The organism is Mesorhizobium sp. M7A.F.Ca.MR.148.00.0.0, assembly GCF_003997735.1.
In the GTDB taxonomy this organism is placed as follows: domain Bacteria; phylum Pseudomonadota; class Alphaproteobacteria; order Rhizobiales; family Rhizobiaceae; genus Mesorhizobium.
The window spans coordinates 8,527-24,067 of sequence record NZ_RZTB01000094.1 but is presented as its reverse complement, the minus strand read 5'-3'; the positions used below and the strand labels follow the sequence as shown (position 1 = coordinate 24,067).

Below are 15,541 nucleotides of genomic sequence, written 5' to 3'. Positions count from 1 at the left end.
CGGTATTTCGCCAAGGATTGCTGCCTTCTTTTCGTCCATGACCGCTGGTTTCGAGGTCGCCCTTATTGATCCCAATTGAACGCGCCTTCCGGGCACGGCGCAAGCGGCCAGCGCGAAGCGGTCTCCCGCCCCGGTCACCCAAGCAATGCAACAACGCTGGCTAGTGCCGATTTATTCCCGGTCGGGGTGAAATCTTATTGTTCTTGCTTGCCTTTATCCGTTTTCCCGCGCCGCCCGCGTCAAAAGCCGCTGATAAAACAGGCCGATGCCGATCAGCACGGCGCCAAGGCCGATGAACGACAGCGCCCTCAGCACGCCTTCCAACTCCGACATGTCGAAGATGAAGACCTTCAGCACGGCGATCGCGATCAGCGCGGCCGAGGCGACGCGCAGCACCTGCGATTTCAACCAGACACCGGCTGTGAGGAGCGCAACGCCAATCACCAGCCAAAGCGCCGAGTAGGTATAGGTTTCCAACTGGCCGAGGCCGCTCCACAAGCCGATGAACTCGCCCTTGAACAGGCGCCTCACCGACAGCGTGGCATAGGCGAAGGCAAGCACGGCAGCCACCACGGCCAGCATCTGCGCATACCATTTCGGCCGCTTGTCCCTGGCGTAGAGCGCCAGTCCCCCGGCGGCGACCGCAGGCAGGAGATAGGCGAGGAACAACAGGTTGAACACCGGGATCCGGCCTGTCGATTCGTCTGACAACAGCGGATTCAGCACGACGAAGTGCCTGACAATGATGAAGGCGACCGAGGCCACACCGGCGGCCATCGAACCATAGCGCAGCACCGAGCTTGGCGAGCGCATGTCGATGGCGACCAGGATGGCGCCGGCGCCGATGGCGATCAGGGTGTAGATCGACTGTTCGGCGAGCGTCATGGCACCCGTGTCGATGACGCCGCCGTGCATGGCGTGGCGCACCAGCATAGCGAGCGTGAGCAGCGCAAACAGCGCCGCAGCCGCCTCCATGGCAAGGCGCGGCCGGCCATTCGTGGTGCGCGCAAGCTGCCAGGCGGCAAAGCCGAAGGCCAGTGCCGGCACGCCGTAGCCTGGCAGCAGCCAGTTGAATACCGGCGTCGTCGACAGGAACCCGGCACCGACGATGGTCGGGTCGAAAGCGACGCGGCCAAGCACCGCGATCACCGCGCCGACCGAAATCCAGCCGAGCACCGGATAGGCGCGCCAGCGCGTGGTCAGCGCCGGCACGATGGCCGCCGCACCGAGCAGGATGGTGGTCCAGCCGGAATCGAAAGCCATATGCATCAGCAGCAGCCCGGCGATGGCCGCGCCGCCCAGGGCAAACGACACCGCGACACCGCCCTTGAGCGGCGGCTCCTCGGCCCGCGCGATCCACTCGCCGCCGGCGGCGAAAATGACGACCAGCAGTGCCGTTGCGGCGGCGTAGACAAGATCACGGTCGAGATTGCCGAATGTGAACCAGAGCGCCAGCAGGACGACAAGCGGGACGATGACGCCCCACGCTGCCCATGAGGCCGCGCGGATCTGTGTGCCGGCGGCGAACCGGCGAGCGGCCCAGAAGCCGGCGCCGATGAAGACCAAGCCGAGTACGATGCCGATGCGCAAGGTCAGCGCGTTGGACGTGGCCACCGGCAGTCCGTCGACGCCCAAGGCGCCGCTGGAAAAATCGGAAGCGATCGAGGTTGGCGGGATGATGCCGAGATAGATCAGCACCGTGACCAGTCCCGCGGCATAGAGGAGCGGCAGCGCCAGCGGACGATAAAGCGCGACCCCCACCATCGCGGCGATCACCACCGCGCCTGGCAAGGCGTAGCCGGCGGCAGCGAAGGCCGGGTCGACCGACAGGCCCAGCGCCGAGAATGCGACGAACAGGCCAGGCACGATGGACGGCCAGTCGAAAGCCCTGGCTGGTCCAGGTTCGTCGTCACGGCGAGCGAGCCAGACAAGGGCGAGCACGGCCAGCGTGACGGCGTCGATGAACAGAATGGCAGAGAGGTTCGCCCCCGGCGCATCGGTCATATAGAGGATGGTCCAGACACCGGCGCCGAAAAAGGCAGCCGCCATCAGTAATTTCCAATCGCGCATGCGGGCGATGACGCCGGTCGCGGCAAGCACGATCGCGAGATAGCCGAACAGCGCCCAGGGATTGGGTGCCTGCGAGGCGACCAGCACCGGCGTCACCATGGCGCCGACAAGGCCGATGCCGGCCAGCGCCTGGCCATGGACCAGGGCTGCCGCGATCGTCGCCACACCGATGACGCCGAGCAGCGTGAAGGCGAGTGCCGGGCCGATGAAGCCGTAAATGCCATGCGCGGCATAGACGGTGCCGAACAGGATGAAGGCACCGGCAGCAGTCAGGATCGCTGGAATATAAGCGCCGGCGGCCTCTTGCACCGGCACCTTGAAGCCGGTGCGCCGGATGAACTCGCCGCCGGCGACCAGCACCAGGCCGAGCACGCCGGCCATGGCCAGCCGCACGCCGGGACCGAAAATGCCGGCCTCGATGGTGTAGCGGATCAGGAACAGGCCGCCCAACGCCAGCGCGATGCCGCCAACCCAGACCGCCCAGCGGGTACCGAGCGCGGTTTCGACATCGGATTGGCGGGCGGCTTTCGCCGCTGCGGGAAGCTCCGCAGGTTCCACTGCCTTCGGTGCCGGTTCTGCAGCGGTCCACGGCCCGGAGACGATCTCGCCGGTCGAGTCTTCCGTGTCCGTGGCTGGCGCCGGGGCTGTGACCGCTGCGCTTACCTCCGGCGGGACAATATCGGCCGCGGCCGCTGCGTCCGGAGCCATATCGGCGGGCGCGTTGTCGGCCACCGCCTGTTCGGACGGCCTGGCCGCAGGCGGAACGGCTCCCGAGAGCACAAGGCTGCGCAGTGCGCCAAGCTCGCGCTCGACAAGGCCGATGCGGCTCTGCTGGCGCGAAATGATGACGAACAAGGCGATGATGGCGACAAGGCCGATCAGGCTTTCAAACATGGCGGTTCCCCCAAACCAGGCCAGTTTTCACTGACATTCGTCTTACTGACATTCAAATGCGGCGGCCAAACGGCCAGAAAATCCAAGCTCGGAAAACTCAATGCGCCGCCAGTCAACGCGCCGCCAGATTGGCGGCCGGAAAGATCGAGCATGTTTCGGTGCCGAAAGCCAGCAGCTTGCCGCCGGCATCCTTCAGCGTCGCTTCCGACACCGCCAACGTGCGGCCCTTGTGAACAACCCTGCCCTCGCACACCACCTCGCCGGTCTTCGGCGTGATGGGACGCGTCAAATTCACCTTGAACTCCGCCGTGGTATAGGCCTCGCCCTTTTCGAGCAGCGTCTGCACGGCACAGGCCAGTGCCGAATCGAGCAGCGTCGCCGCCCAGCCGCCATGCACGCTGCCCAGCGGATTGAGATGGCGCTCGCTCGGCATGCCACGAAAGACAGCGCGCCCTTCCGAGACTTCGGTGAGAGTGAAATTCAGCTGGAAGGAAATCGGCGGCGCCGGATACTTGCCGTCGACGATGCGCTGCAGCAATTCCAAACCGGTGTATTTCAGGATGTCGGCGTGCGGAATGGTGCCGAAGCCGAGCGGTGAGACCCGGCCAGGATAAAGTTCGACCTCGCTCATGTGATGATTTCTCTGGCTGCGTCTTCGCCAGCTATGGCCTTGCCGCGCGCGTGATGTTTGCGCAAGGCGGCGAGGAAGCCGGTACGAGCGTCCGGCGGCTCGATGCCGCGCGGCTCATAGACGTGGCGGTTGAAGAAGAAGCCGGTGAGCCGGAAGGCGTCGTCGACATCAGCCGCATCGGCGCGCAGGCCGGAGCCGCGCTGCAGGAAGGCCGGCAGAGCCAGCATCTTGTCGCGCCACGGCAAACCGGCTTCGCGCGATACCGCACGTCCCGACTTCGGTGAGACATAGGCCAGGTCCTGTCGCGTGCCGGTGGCGGCACATTGACTGAGATCGAGGCCGAACCCGAGTTCGTCCAGCACCAGAAGCTCGAAGCGCGCCACCAGTTCGCCGGCAACGTCGGCGTCGTCGAGATGGACGATCATCACGGCAAGCGTTTCGTAGAGACCTTCATGCGCGTCGCGCTCGGGCAGCAGGCGCAGATGCGCGGCCATGGTCTGCAATCCGTAGACGGCGACGGCGCTGTCCATCAACCGGGCTGCGTTCATCTCGATCGCCTCGGCCTGGAACGTGCCGAGGTGCTCGTCAAGGCGCGCTCGCCACAACAGGTCGACACGGTTGCCGGGCTGGAGCACAGGCTGCTGCTTGCGCGAACGGCCGCCACGAACAAGGCCGAGATGACGGCCATGCGCTCGCGTCAACACCTCGAGAATGGCGCTGGTTTCGCCATGCTTGCGGGTGCCGAGAATGATTCCCTCGTCGCGCCATTCCATTTCAGGAGCTTTTCACCGATCGGGTGGCGAAATCAAGGTATGGGCTTGGCCCCCGGGTAACTCTCATGCCAATGCATAAAAAACCGCCCGCAGCGATGTGCTGCGGGCGGGCTGGTGGGGTCAGTCGATCCGTTAGAAATTGCGCTGGAAGCGAACGATGCCGCCGACGCTGCTCTTCTTGTCGGCCTTCGTCCAGTTGTTGAAGTCCAAGTCGTCGAATTTTCCTGCATTGAGGTAATCGACTTCAGTCGTGATCGTAAAGCCGGGCACAATGGTATAGGCCACGTTGGCCGCGACGCCGAGGTTCTTCCAGTCGTCATAGGAGACCTGGGCGTTGAACGAGGTCTTGTCGTTGAACTTGTAGGTGCCGCCGCCCCAGATCGCCCAGTTTCCGCCCCATGGCTTGTATTGGGTACGGCCTGTGCCGAAGTCGTTGATGTTGTCGTTGGTGCCGTAGCCGCCCATGACGAACAGCGTCAGTTCCTTGCTGACGTTGACGTCCAAACGGACCTTGCCGGACACTTCCTCATAATTGCTGTCATAGGCCACGACGCCGGTGATCGCACCCCAGTCGCCCTTGTACTTCAAACCGCCGACGACATGCGGAACATAGCTGTCGATCGTGTTGACGGCGGTGCCTTCTTCGAGCGAGACCACGCCCGTGAAGCCGCTGCCTGCGTCGAAGTAGTAGCTGATGAGATTGGTATCCTTGACACCATACGGGATGAGCGTGTCCTGGATGACGTTGCCGGCATAGCCGATGAACTGGTCGTATACCGTTTCATCCTTACCGACGCGCAGGCCACCGAGCTGGATCCAGGCGAAGTTGAGGGTGGTGGCCTTGTTGCCGGCCTGCCAGCCGGTGCCGTCACCGGTATAGTCGCCGGAAGAGTTGCCGAACTGGAAGCGGGTCTCGGTGAAGGTCTTCAATGTGCCGAGCTCGGTTTCCTGGCCGGTATAAGTCCTCAGCGTGAAGCGCATGTTCTTGTAGTAGGTGTCGTTCCTATCGCCGTCCATGTGATCGGCAACGTTATTGGCGCCATCCAGCGCGCCGGAATCGCCGACGCCCATGTCGTAGCGGAGGTAGCCGCCGATGCGCAGGCAGGTCTCGGTGCCCGGAATGTAGAAGTAACCGGCGCCGTAGACGTCGCAGATCTTGACGTATTCGGCCGGTTCCGGTTCGGCGACGACGACAGCGTCGGCGGCGCGCGCGCCGCTGACCGCGATCAGGGCCGCGGCTGAGCCGAGAAGGAGGCTCTTGATGTTCATTTTCTGACCTCTCCAGTCATAGTTATAAATGGCTTCGGATTTGTGGCTGGCGGCAATGTTTTCCCGCCTCACCCCCACAACGAAAAAGGCTCACACCGCTCGCCCTTTTCAGCGGCGAACATACCCATCGATCATCTGCCTTCAATGACGATTTCCGGAATAATGACAATTCCCCAAACAGATTAATGCCGTGTTGCACAAATAACACTTGATAATCCGACGAGAGGCACAAATGGCACAATGTCATTTATTAGATATATATACGGATACTTTCGCGTCTAACTATACTGATAACGTGTTATATTTCCAAAATGGCCGCATAATACGCAAAATATACCTCAATTCCGTCGAAATTTATTCGATTCTTGCCGCCTCCCCTTCTGTTGCCAGATAACGCCCATCTGCAAATCCCGCTCTGATACCGAGGCGAAAAGCGGGATGACGCTTCCAAGGGTGTCTGCCCCCTCCAAGGCGGTCGAAACTTCCTGGAGTGCCGTCGTGTCGCCGATTGTGACAGCAGCCAGCCGTTGAAAAACGATTCCTCCGTGACGCCCTCTCAGTCGACCTGAACGACGCAGGCGATGCGCTCCCCCCCGCCTCGATCAGGCGGGTGGGCACGCATATGTCCGGGAAAGCATCGCCTCGGCCAGAATGTCCCTGGTCGCGCCATACGGGGGCGGATGGATCGGCGACAGGATCAGGATCTGGTGGGCGAGAGCGCCTTGAACGTTTGGCGCCTCACCCCCGCCGCGCGTGATCGGCAAGCACCTCATCGATCACATGACGGGATTTTTCAACCTCGACAGGGTTGACGTCGATCTGTCCAGCTACCGTGATCAGCGCCTTCCAAAGCGTCCAGCCACGACCACGCGCCCACATCGCCTCATCGGCTGGAAGGCCGGCGCGAAACGCCTCCCGGCTTTTGCCTTCAAACAATGTCCAGGCAATCGCCAGATCGCAGGCGGGATCGCCAACGCCGGAGGTTCCGAAGTCGATCACCGCGCCCAACCGGCCTTGCCTGACCAGCAGGTTTCCCCAACTGACGTCGCCGTGGAACCAGACCGGCGCACCGTGCCATGGCGCGGCAAGTGCTGCCTCCCACACCGCGCGGGCTGCGACCGTATCGATCTTGCCGTCGAGGGCTGCAATCGCTTGCTGGGTTTCGCCATCGTAGACGCTGAGTGCTCCGCCGCGAAAGAAGTTGTGTTGTCCCGGCGCCGGTCCGCCAGTGGCATCGATCATTTGCAAGGCGACCAGGAACGCGGCCAGGTCGGTCGCGAATCGCGGCAAGCTGGCGATACGCTCGCGCTCTGCCGTCTCGCCTTCGATCCAGCGGTAAACAGTCCAGTGCCAGGGATAGCTTTCGGCCGGAACTCCCATCGCCAGCGGCACCGGGATCGGCAGCGGCAACAGAGGTGCGAGCCTCGGCAGCCAGCGATGCTCCTTTTCCACCTGCAGGGAATAGGCCGCGGCGCTTGGCAGCCGCACGGTCATCTCGTCGCCGAGATGAAAGGTTCTGTTGTCCCAGCCGCCAAACTCGACGGGCCTGACCGCAAGCTTCTTCCAACGGGGAAACTGCGTGGCGATCAATCGGCTGACAAGCGCTATGTCGATGTTCGGCTTGCTGACCATCGAGCCTAGCGCGGAAACTCGAGCCCCATCTCGCGATAGCGCTCAGGGTCGTCGCCCCAGTTCTCGCGCACCTTGACGAAAAGGAACAGGTGCACCTTCTGTTCGAGGATGCCTGCTATCTCCATGCGTGCCGCCTGGCCGATGGCGCGGATTGTCTCGCCCTTGTGGCCAAGAACGATCTTCTTCTGGCTGTCGCGCTCGACATAGATGGTCTGGTCGATGCGCACCGAGCCATCCGGCTTCTCTTCCCATTTCTCGGTCTCGATATGCGAGGAATAGGGCAGTTCCTGATGCAGCCTTAGATACAGCTTCTCGCGCGTGATCTCGGCCGCGAGCTGGCGCATCGGCAGGTCCGAGATCTGGTCTTCCGGATAGTACCAGGGGCCGACCGGTAGAGCCTCGGCCAGATAATCGAGCACGTCCTTGCAGCCGGAACCGGTCAGCGCCGACACCATGAAGGTGCGCTTGAACGGCACCCTTTCGTTCGCTGCCGCCGACAGAGCGAGCAGCGCTTCGTGCTTGACGCGGTCGACCTTGTTGAGGATCAGCACCATTGGCTGGCGCACATCCTTCAGCCGTTCGAGGATGGCGTCGGCGTCGCCCCTGATGCCGCGTTCGGCATCGATCAAAAGCAGCACGATGTCGGCGTCCTTGGCCCCGCCCCAGGCGGTGGTCACCATCGCCGTGTCGAGCCTCCGCTTCGGCTTGAAGATGCCGGGCGTGTCGACAAAAACGATCTGCGCATTGTCATGCGTGGCGATGCCGCGCACGATGGCGCGGGTTGTCTGCACCTTGTGGGTGACGATCGACACCTTGGCGCCCACCAATTGGTTGACCAGCGTCGACTTGCCCGCATTGGGCGCGCCGATCAGCGCGACAAAACCGGAATGCGTGGCGGCGGCTGCGGTCGCCGGCTCTTCGGTAGCGGTCATGCCGCACTCCCTTCACTGGAGGGTCGCGCGCCCTCCGATTTTTGGGCCGATGTGGTGGCCCAGACGCCTTCGCGCACAAGAAATGCCGAAGCCGCCGCTTCTTCGGCAACCCTGCGGGAGCCGCCAGTACCGCTTATCGGCGCAAAGCCGCGGACCTGCAAGGACACGGTGAAGACGGGCTGGTGGTCCGGGCCTTCGCGTTTTTCGATCACGTATTCGGGTCTGATATCGCTGGTCTTGGCAATCCATTCCTGCAGATCGGATTTCGGATTGAGCGGCTTTGTGATCACCGTATTCGAGCGCGGTTCCCAGTAGCGCAGGACAAACCGCCGCGCGGCCTCGATGCCACCGTCAACGTAAACCGCCGCGATCAGGGCTTCGACCGCATCCGCCAGATAGTTTCCGCCCGAGCCACGCGACCGCATCTTCAAGGCAGAATCGGCGCGGACCAGATCCTCCAGCTGCATTTCGATGCCGATCTCGGAGCATGTCCGTGCATCAACCAGCGCATTGAAGCGCGGCGCGATTTCACCTTCCGGCGCATCGGGAAATTTTTCGAAAAGCATATCGGCGACGACAAGCCCGAGCACGCGGTCGCCAAGAAATTCAAGACGCTGGTTGTTGGTGGCGGCCTTGACCGCACTGGAATGCGTCAAGGCGGTCTCGAGCAAGCGGATATCCTTGAAGACGTGGCCGGTCTTGGCTTTTACCAAACCGGCCAGAGTTTCGCCTGTCGGACGCTTCAAAGCCATCAATTGACGAAGTGGAACAGGCGCGAAGCGCGCATCAGCGACGGCCATTTCCAGATTTCGAGAGGGCTCGCCTTGCCGGCGATCGAGAAGAAAACAAGATTGGCACGGCCAACCAGATTTTCCGCGGGAACGTAGCCGACGGTGAAACGGCTGTCGGCGGAATTGTCCCGGTTGTCGCCCATCATGAAATAGTGGCCGGGCGGCACATCGAATTCGCGGGTGTTGTCGCCGATCGAGTTCGAATTCAGGTCGAGCGTGTCGTAGCTGACGCCGTTGGGCAAGGTCTCACGATAGACATCGATCGGGCGCGATTCCTCGGTGATGTCGGGATTGTCGATCTGGCCTGTTTTCACGCGCGGCACGCCGACGCCGTTGATGAACAGCTGGCCGTCCTTGACCTGGATCTTGTCACCCGGCAGGCCGACAACGCGCTTGATGTAGTCGACGGACGGATCAGGCGGGAACTTGAACACCGCCACGTCGCCACGCTTCGGCTCGGCGCCCCAGATACGGCCCGAAAAGATGTCGGGGCCGAAAGGCAGCGAGTACCGCGAATAGCCATAGGACCATTTGGTGACGAACAGATAGTCGCCTTCAAGAAGCGTCGGCCGCATTGATCCCGACGGGATCGAAAAAGGCTGGAACAGCAGCGTGCGGATGACCAGGGCGAGCAAAAGCGCCTGGACGATGACGCTGACGGTCTCGCCAAGCCCGCCGGATTTCTTCTCGGATTTTTCAGCCACGCTCATGTCGTCCTCGATTGTGCGTTGGATGGTATAGAGTCTCGGCGCGCGCTGGGCAACGTCAATGCCGGTCGTCAGAGGCAATCAATGTGGCGCTTCTTCGACGGGCAGCGCCTCGATGATCACAAAGGCTTGAGCGAGCGGGAAATCATCCGTGATGGTGAGGTGGATTGCCGCCCGATGGCCGTTTGGCAGGATCTTGTCCAGCCTGGCCTGCGCTCCTCCCGTCAGAGCCATGGTCGGCGCGCCACTGGGCAGGTTGACGACACCCATGTCGCGCCAGAACACCCCCTGCGCCATACCGGTGCCCAGCGCCTTGGCGCAGGCCTCCTTGGCGGCGAAGCGTTTGGCATAAGAGGCCGCGCGGGCGCCTCGATTGTCCGAACGTGCCTGTTCGACCTCGGTGTAGATTCTCTGGATGAAGCGCTGGCCGTGAAGCTCCAGCGATTTCTCGATGCGTCTGATGTCGATCAGGTCGCTGCCGATGCCGATGATCATCGCGCGGTGGAACCGATGCTTGCGCCGGAATGGGACGATTGCGCATGCCGGCTTGCGCGCTCGGCCAGACGTTTGCGTCGCTGTTCGCGGAAAGCGTTCATGCCCCAGCGCGTGATGGCGTAGAACAGCAGCCCGAAGGCGAGCCCGAGCGGAACCGCGCCTATCAGCATCGGTTCAAGGACCGGTTTCCACAATTGCGCGAAGGAGAGGTTGTGCAACATCTCGCCCAGAAGTGCCGGCGGCCCATGCGTCGGCAAGCGGTCATGCAGGATGAGCTTGCCCGTTTCCCACGACGCCCCCCATAGCAACGGGAAGGTCAGGGGGTTGCCGAAAAAAACCGCGCCGAGAGCGGCCGCCACCAGATTGCCGGCGATCACCCAGCACAGGAGGGCAGCGATGATGAAATGGAAACCGACGGGAAAGAATGAAGCGAAGACCCCGGCTGCAACGCCGGCCGCCACCGCATGCGGTGTGGCCTTCAGCCGCAGGATGCGCTTGGAAAAATACTGAAGCGAGCGCGAAAATGAGCGGCGCGGCCAAAGGTAGGTACGCACCCGCTCGTAAAGGCCATCAGGCTTGCGGCGTCGAAAAAGCACTCTGTTCCCGTTCCACGGCTCCCGCAACGGCACCTTAGCCGGGCGTGGCAGCCACATCTTGCGCTTGACGATCACCCAATGGCAATCGCAAGCATGATATAACGACGCGCTGACAGAAGAACAACCAAGCACCGTCTGTCCGATGCGCACTCGTCGCCGCCCCTCGGGGTGGTTCATGCTTCGAACATTGGACAATCGCGGCGAATTTAAGGAAAACTGGCAGTCGCTTTTTCGAAGAGCACCAGCGCTACGGCAGGTATTCGCTGACCTCGACCAGATTGCCGTCCGGGTCGCGGAAATAGACCGACATCATCGGACCGCGGGCCCCGATACGTTCAACCGGACCGAGTTCCACCGCCACACCATTGGCCGCGAGCCGGGCACGGACCTCATCCAGTGGCCCGTCCGTGACCAGGCAGAAATCGCTCGAGCCCGGAGCCGGCGACTTCGCCTTCGGCTCGAAAGTGCGGCCGACCTCATGCACATTGATCTTATGGGTACCGAAAGCCAGCGCCGTCGGCCGATCCGCCGCGTCGATGCGCTCAAAACCCAGCACGCGCTGGTAAAACTCACAGGTCACTTCCAGCGAAGCGACCGTCAGCACGAAATGATCGATGCCGGTGATCATTTCCAATTTGTCTTCACGCATGTCGCTTTCCCCAAAACCGCCGCACACTGTTGGGCGAAAAAAATGCCCCGTCAGATGTTGCGGCTGCCGGGCTTGATCGCCGGGATGGCGGCAAGCTCCGGCGGCAGCCGGTCGGCCGGATAGGCCGGGACCTCATACTCGGCCAGCGCGATGAGCGGCACACCGACATCGGTCTTGCCAGCCGAACGGTCGATGATGCAGGCCGCGGCCACTACCTCGGCGCCAAGATCGCGCAGGCACTCGATGGTCTCTCGGATCGACAGGCCAGTGGTGACGATGTCCTCGACGATGACGACACGCGAACCCCTGGCGATCTCGAAGCGGCGCAAGCGGAACTCGCCGCCTTCCCGCTCGACCCAGATCGCCGGCACGCGGAGATGGCGCGAGGTCTCGTAGGCTGGGATCAGCCCGCCGATCGCCGGGCCTACGACATAGTCGATCTTGCCAGGCACGCCTGCGCGGATTTTCTCCGCCAGCGCCTTGCACAGTAGCTCGGTCTTGTCGGCATGCATGAACACGCGCGCCTTCTGCAGGAAGACCGGACTGCGCAGGCCCGAGGTCAAAATGAAATGCCCTTCCAGAACAGCACCCGCCTCGCGGAAAATGCCCAGCACTTCATCGGTGTTCATGTCTGCCTCTTTTTGATTGACCATGACTTTGTCCGAAACCGGAGCATGATCTAGCCATTGACGCGTCTTGCGTCGCTGACGCTCGAATTGTCCTTGAGCTGCGACAGCAGCCGGTTGAGGTGCTTGAGATCCCAGACTTCGAGATCGATCAGCATTTCGGTGAAGTCGGGCGCAGTGCGCACCATCGACAGCGTATGGATATTGGCGTCGTTCGAGGCAACCACCTGCGCTATATCGGCGAGTGACCCCGGCGCGTTGATGGCGGTGACCGAGACACGCGCCGGAAAGCGTTCCTTGGTGCGCTCGTCGATGTCCCAGCGCACGTCTATCCAGCGCTCGGGCTGGTCGTCGAACGCCTGCAGCGCCGGCGACTGGATCGGATAGATGGTGATGCCGGTGCCCGGCTGGACGATGCCGACGATGCGATCGCCAGGCACTGCCCCTTCCGGCGCGAAGCGCACCGGCAGATCACCGCGCACGCCGCGGATCGGCACGGCGCCATCGCGTGGCTGGTCCTTGTCCTTGCGCGCGGCACGACCCGGAATCTGGAACAACATGCCGGCGGCATTGCGGATCTTCGACCAGCCCTCCTCGCGCGGCTTGGGGACGGCCGTGGTGACGCGCTCATCCTTGTAGTCAGGGAATACCGCCTTCATGACGTCGGTGGAGGCGAGCTCGCCGCGCCCGACGGAGGCCAGCACATCCTCGATGTCCTTGCGCGCCAGCCTGTGCAGCACCTGCTTCAGGCTCTCCTTGGTGAAGGTCTTGCCGGCACGCTCGAAGGCGCGTTCCAGGATGCGGATGCCGAGACCCGAATATTGCTTGCGGATGGCGTTCTTGGTGGCACGGCGGATGGCCGAGCGCGCCTTGCCGGTGACGACGACCGATTCCCATGCCGCCGGCGGCACCTGCGCCTTGGAGCGGATGATCTCGACCTCATCGCCGTTCTTCAGCTCCGTCATCAGCGGCATGATGCGGCCGTTGACCTTGGCACCGACGCAGGTGTCGCCGACATCAGTGTGCACCGCGTAGGCGAAATCGATCGGCGTCGCGCCGCGCGGCAGCGCAATCAACATGCCTTTCGGGGTGAAGCAGAACACCTGGTCCTGGAACAGCTCCAGCTTGGTATTTTCGAGGAAATCCTCGGGATTGTCGCCCTCGGCAAGCTGCTCGATGGTGCGCCGCAGCCAGGCGTAGGCGTTGGTTTCCTTCGAAATCGCGTGGGCGGCGCCATTCGTCTTGCCGCCGGTGTCCTTGTAGATCGAATGGGCAGCGACGCCGTATTCGGCGATCTTGTTCATCTCTCGGGTGCGGATTTGCAGCTCGACACGCTGGCGCGACGGGCCGACGATGGTGGTGTGGATCGACCGATAATCGTTCTGCTTCGGCGTCGAGATGTAGTCCTTGAAGCGGCCCGGCACCATCGACCACGCGGTGTGGATGGCGCCAAGCGCCCGGTAGCAATCCTCGACCGTGTCGACGACGACGCGGAAGCCGAAAATATCCGAGAGCTGCTCGAAGGACAGCGCCTTGGCCTCCATCTTGCGGAACACCGACCACGGCTTCTTCTGCCGGCTCTTCACGCCGGCGTTGATCGCATGCTTCTCGAACAGCGTGGACAGCGCCTTTTCGATGTCCGTCAGCACGCCCTTGTTGCGCTCGAAGATTTCGGCAAGCCGTGCGGTGACGGCGCGATAGGCTTCCGGATTGATGAAGCGGAAGGCGATCTCTTCCAGCTCCTCGCGCATGCCTTGCATGCCCATGCGGCCGGCCAGCGGCGCGTAGATATCCATCGTCTCCTCGGCGATGCGCAGGCGCTTGGCCTCCGGCATGTGGTCGAGGGTGCGCATATTGTGCAGGCGGTCGGCGAGCTTGACCAGCAGCACGCGGACATCTTCTGAAATCGCCAGCAGAAGCTTTCTCAGGTTTTCCGCCTGCTCGGCCTTCTTCGAGACGAGATCGAGCTTCTTCAGCTTGGTCAGGCCCTCGACCAGCTTGCCCATTTCGGGGCCGAACAGATCGTCGATCTCGGCCCGTGTGGCGGTCGTATCCTCAATCGTGTCGTGCAGCAGGGCGACCGCGATCGTCGCCTCGTCCATATGCATCTCGGTGAGGATGGCGGCGACTTCGAGCGGGTGCGAGAAATACGGGTCGCCGGAAGCGCGCTTCTGGTGGCCATGCTTCTGCATGGCATAGACATAGGCCTTGTTGAGCAACGCCTCGTTGACGTCAGGCTTGTAGCGCTGGACGCGCTCGACAAGCTCATACTGACGCATCATGGGCGGGATCTCGCAGCGGTGAAATGAATCATGCGCCGCACTGCTGTACGCCGCATGTCATAGATAGCCACGAAACTGCCAGGACGGAAGTGCCGGATGCTTGATCCAGGCTCTTAGTAGTCGTCGCTCTTTTCCGGTGGCACCAGACCCTCGATGCCGGCCAGGAGATCTTCCTCGGTCATGCGGTCGAAGGTGATGTTCTCCTCGGTGTCGTCGGCATCGGTGGCAGCAACGGCGGTGCCGGTCTGATCGGCAATCGCCTCGCCGTCGGCCTCGGGCTCGTCGACCTCGACATGCTTCTGCAGCGAATGGATCAGATCTTCCTTGAGGTCGTCGGGCGACAGCGTCTCATCGGCGATCTCGCGCAGCGCCACGACCGGGTTCTTGTCGTTGTCACGCGGCACGGTGATCGGCGCGCCCTGGCTGATCTGCCGGGCACGGTGGCCGGCAAGCAGCACCAGTTCGAAGCGGTTGTCGACCTTGTCGATGCAATCTTCAACGGTTACGCGGGCCATGGATTGCCCCTTTCATGCGATGGATTTGATGGAAAACAGGCGCGGTCCATAACCCGAACGCCGCCAAAATACAAGCATCATGGCAATGGCCGGGCTGCAGGGCGCCCAATCCTTCGTTCAAACACCCGATTCGGCAAAAACTGGCTGTGCTTATGTGTTCGGTGTCCCGATCACAATTGCTTGCAGTGCCGCACGCGCCCTTGGATTGCCGTGAATCTGGCGCTATCTCGGATGCGTAGAGGTCAGCCGGTTTATTATAAGCCTGACCGAACGTCGCAATCGCATTTCGTTTAGACGGCCGTTTATTTCGAGAAGGAATATTTTCCATGTTCGACCCTCGTGAAAAAATCGCCCTATTCATTGACGGCGCCAATCTCTATGCGACGTCGCGCGCGCTCGGCTTCGACATAGACTATCGCAAGCTCCTGTCGAGTTTCCAGAAACGTGGCTATCTCCTGCGCGCCTATTATTACACGGCGCTGGTCGAGGATCAGGAATACTCCTCGATCCGTCCGCTGATCGACTGGCTCGACTATAACGGATTCAAGGTGGTCACCAAGCCGGCCAAGGAATTCACCGACTCGACCGGCCGCCGCAAAATCAAGGGCAATATGGACATCGAGCTCACGGTCGATGCGCTGGAGCTCGCCGATGTCGTCGACCACTATGTCATCTTTTC

General features: G+C 62.2%; 15 protein-coding genes. 1 reads left to right on the top strand and 14 read right to left on the bottom strand.

The genetic code is table 11. The features are described 5' to 3' along the window. Positions 1-213: 213 nt before the first annotated feature. From EOB49_RS25670 to rpoZ, 14 genes are all read right to left on the bottom strand, one after another. Entirely contained in the window at positions 214-2,964 is a 2,751-nt protein-coding gene (locus tag EOB49_RS25670) for a DUF2339 domain-containing protein (protein ID WP_127382618.1), read from the bottom strand. A gap of 112 nt (positions 2,965-3,076) precedes the next feature. Beyond that, a complete protein-coding gene (locus EOB49_RS25665) occupies positions 3,077-3,595 on the bottom strand; it encodes a PaaI family thioesterase (RefSeq protein ID WP_127382617.1) in 519 nt (172 codons plus the stop codon). Beyond that, positions 3,592-4,368, bottom strand: coding sequence for a DNA repair protein RecO (gene recO, locus EOB49_RS25660; protein WP_127321915.1), 777 nt, complete (start codon positions 4,366-4,368; stop codon positions 3,592-3,594). The genes EOB49_RS25665 and recO overlap by 4 nt, the downstream gene beginning before the upstream one ends. A 132-nt stretch (positions 4,369-4,500) precedes the next feature. Continuing rightward, complete coding sequence (locus EOB49_RS25655) at positions 4,501-5,637, bottom strand: porin (RefSeq protein ID WP_127382616.1); 1,137 nt, start codon at positions 5,635-5,637, stop codon at positions 4,501-4,503. A gap of 738 nt (positions 5,638-6,375) precedes the next feature. Continuing rightward, entirely contained in the window at positions 6,376-7,269 is an 894-nt protein-coding gene (locus tag EOB49_RS25650) for an aminoglycoside phosphotransferase family protein (protein ID WP_127382615.1), read from the bottom strand. A 5-nt stretch (positions 7,270-7,274) separates the two neighbouring features. Further along, complete coding sequence (gene era / locus EOB49_RS25645; RefSeq protein WP_027038032.1) at positions 7,275-8,201, bottom strand: GTPase Era; 927 nt, start codon at positions 8,199-8,201, stop codon at positions 7,275-7,277. Next, positions 8,198-8,953, bottom strand: coding sequence for a ribonuclease III (rnc, locus tag EOB49_RS25640; protein WP_127382620.1), 756 nt, complete (start codon positions 8,951-8,953; stop codon positions 8,198-8,200). The genes era and rnc overlap by 4 nt, the downstream gene beginning before the upstream one ends. Continuing rightward, positions 8,953-9,702, bottom strand: coding sequence for a signal peptidase I (gene lepB / locus EOB49_RS25635; protein ID WP_127267160.1), 750 nt, complete (start codon positions 9,700-9,702; stop codon positions 8,953-8,955). The genes rnc and lepB overlap by 1 nt, the downstream gene beginning before the upstream one ends. Positions 9,703-9,780: 78 nt before the next feature. Next, positions 9,781-10,194, bottom strand: a complete 414-nt coding sequence (gene acpS / locus EOB49_RS25630) for a holo-ACP synthase (RefSeq protein WP_127382614.1) — start codon at positions 10,192-10,194, stop codon at positions 9,781-9,783. Further along, positions 10,191-10,790, bottom strand: a complete 600-nt coding sequence (locus tag EOB49_RS25625) for a DUF2062 domain-containing protein (protein WP_127382619.1) — start codon at positions 10,788-10,790, stop codon at positions 10,191-10,193. The genes acpS and EOB49_RS25625 overlap by 4 nt, the downstream gene beginning before the upstream one ends. A gap of 247 nt (positions 10,791-11,037) precedes the next feature. Beyond that, on the bottom strand, positions 11,038-11,439 hold the full coding sequence (locus tag EOB49_RS25620) for a VOC family protein (RefSeq protein ID WP_127382613.1): 402 nt from the start codon (positions 11,437-11,439) through the stop codon (positions 11,038-11,040). Positions 11,440-11,489: 50 nt separating this feature from the next. Then, the gene (pyrE, locus tag EOB49_RS25615; protein WP_127267157.1) at positions 11,490-12,068 is read right to left on the bottom strand and encodes an orotate phosphoribosyltransferase; all 579 of its coding nucleotides are present in this window, start codon (positions 12,066-12,068) and stop codon (positions 11,490-11,492) included. A gap of 50 nt (positions 12,069-12,118) precedes the next feature. Continuing rightward, positions 12,119-14,347, bottom strand: coding sequence for a bifunctional (p)ppGpp synthetase/guanosine-3',5'-bis(diphosphate) 3'-pyrophosphohydrolase (locus tag EOB49_RS25610; RefSeq protein WP_023812864.1), 2,229 nt, complete (start codon positions 14,345-14,347; stop codon positions 12,119-12,121). Positions 14,348-14,460: 113 nt separating this feature from the next. After that, positions 14,461-14,862, bottom strand: a complete 402-nt coding sequence (rpoZ, locus tag EOB49_RS25605) for a DNA-directed RNA polymerase subunit omega (protein WP_127382612.1) — start codon at positions 14,860-14,862, stop codon at positions 14,461-14,463. A 326-nt stretch (positions 14,863-15,188) separates the two neighbouring features. Between rpoZ and EOB49_RS37985 the strand changes: the two genes are divergently transcribed. Continuing rightward, positions 15,189-15,541: NYN domain-containing protein (locus EOB49_RS37985; RefSeq protein WP_245472839.1), on the top strand; the 353-nt coding region annotated here is incomplete at its 3' end.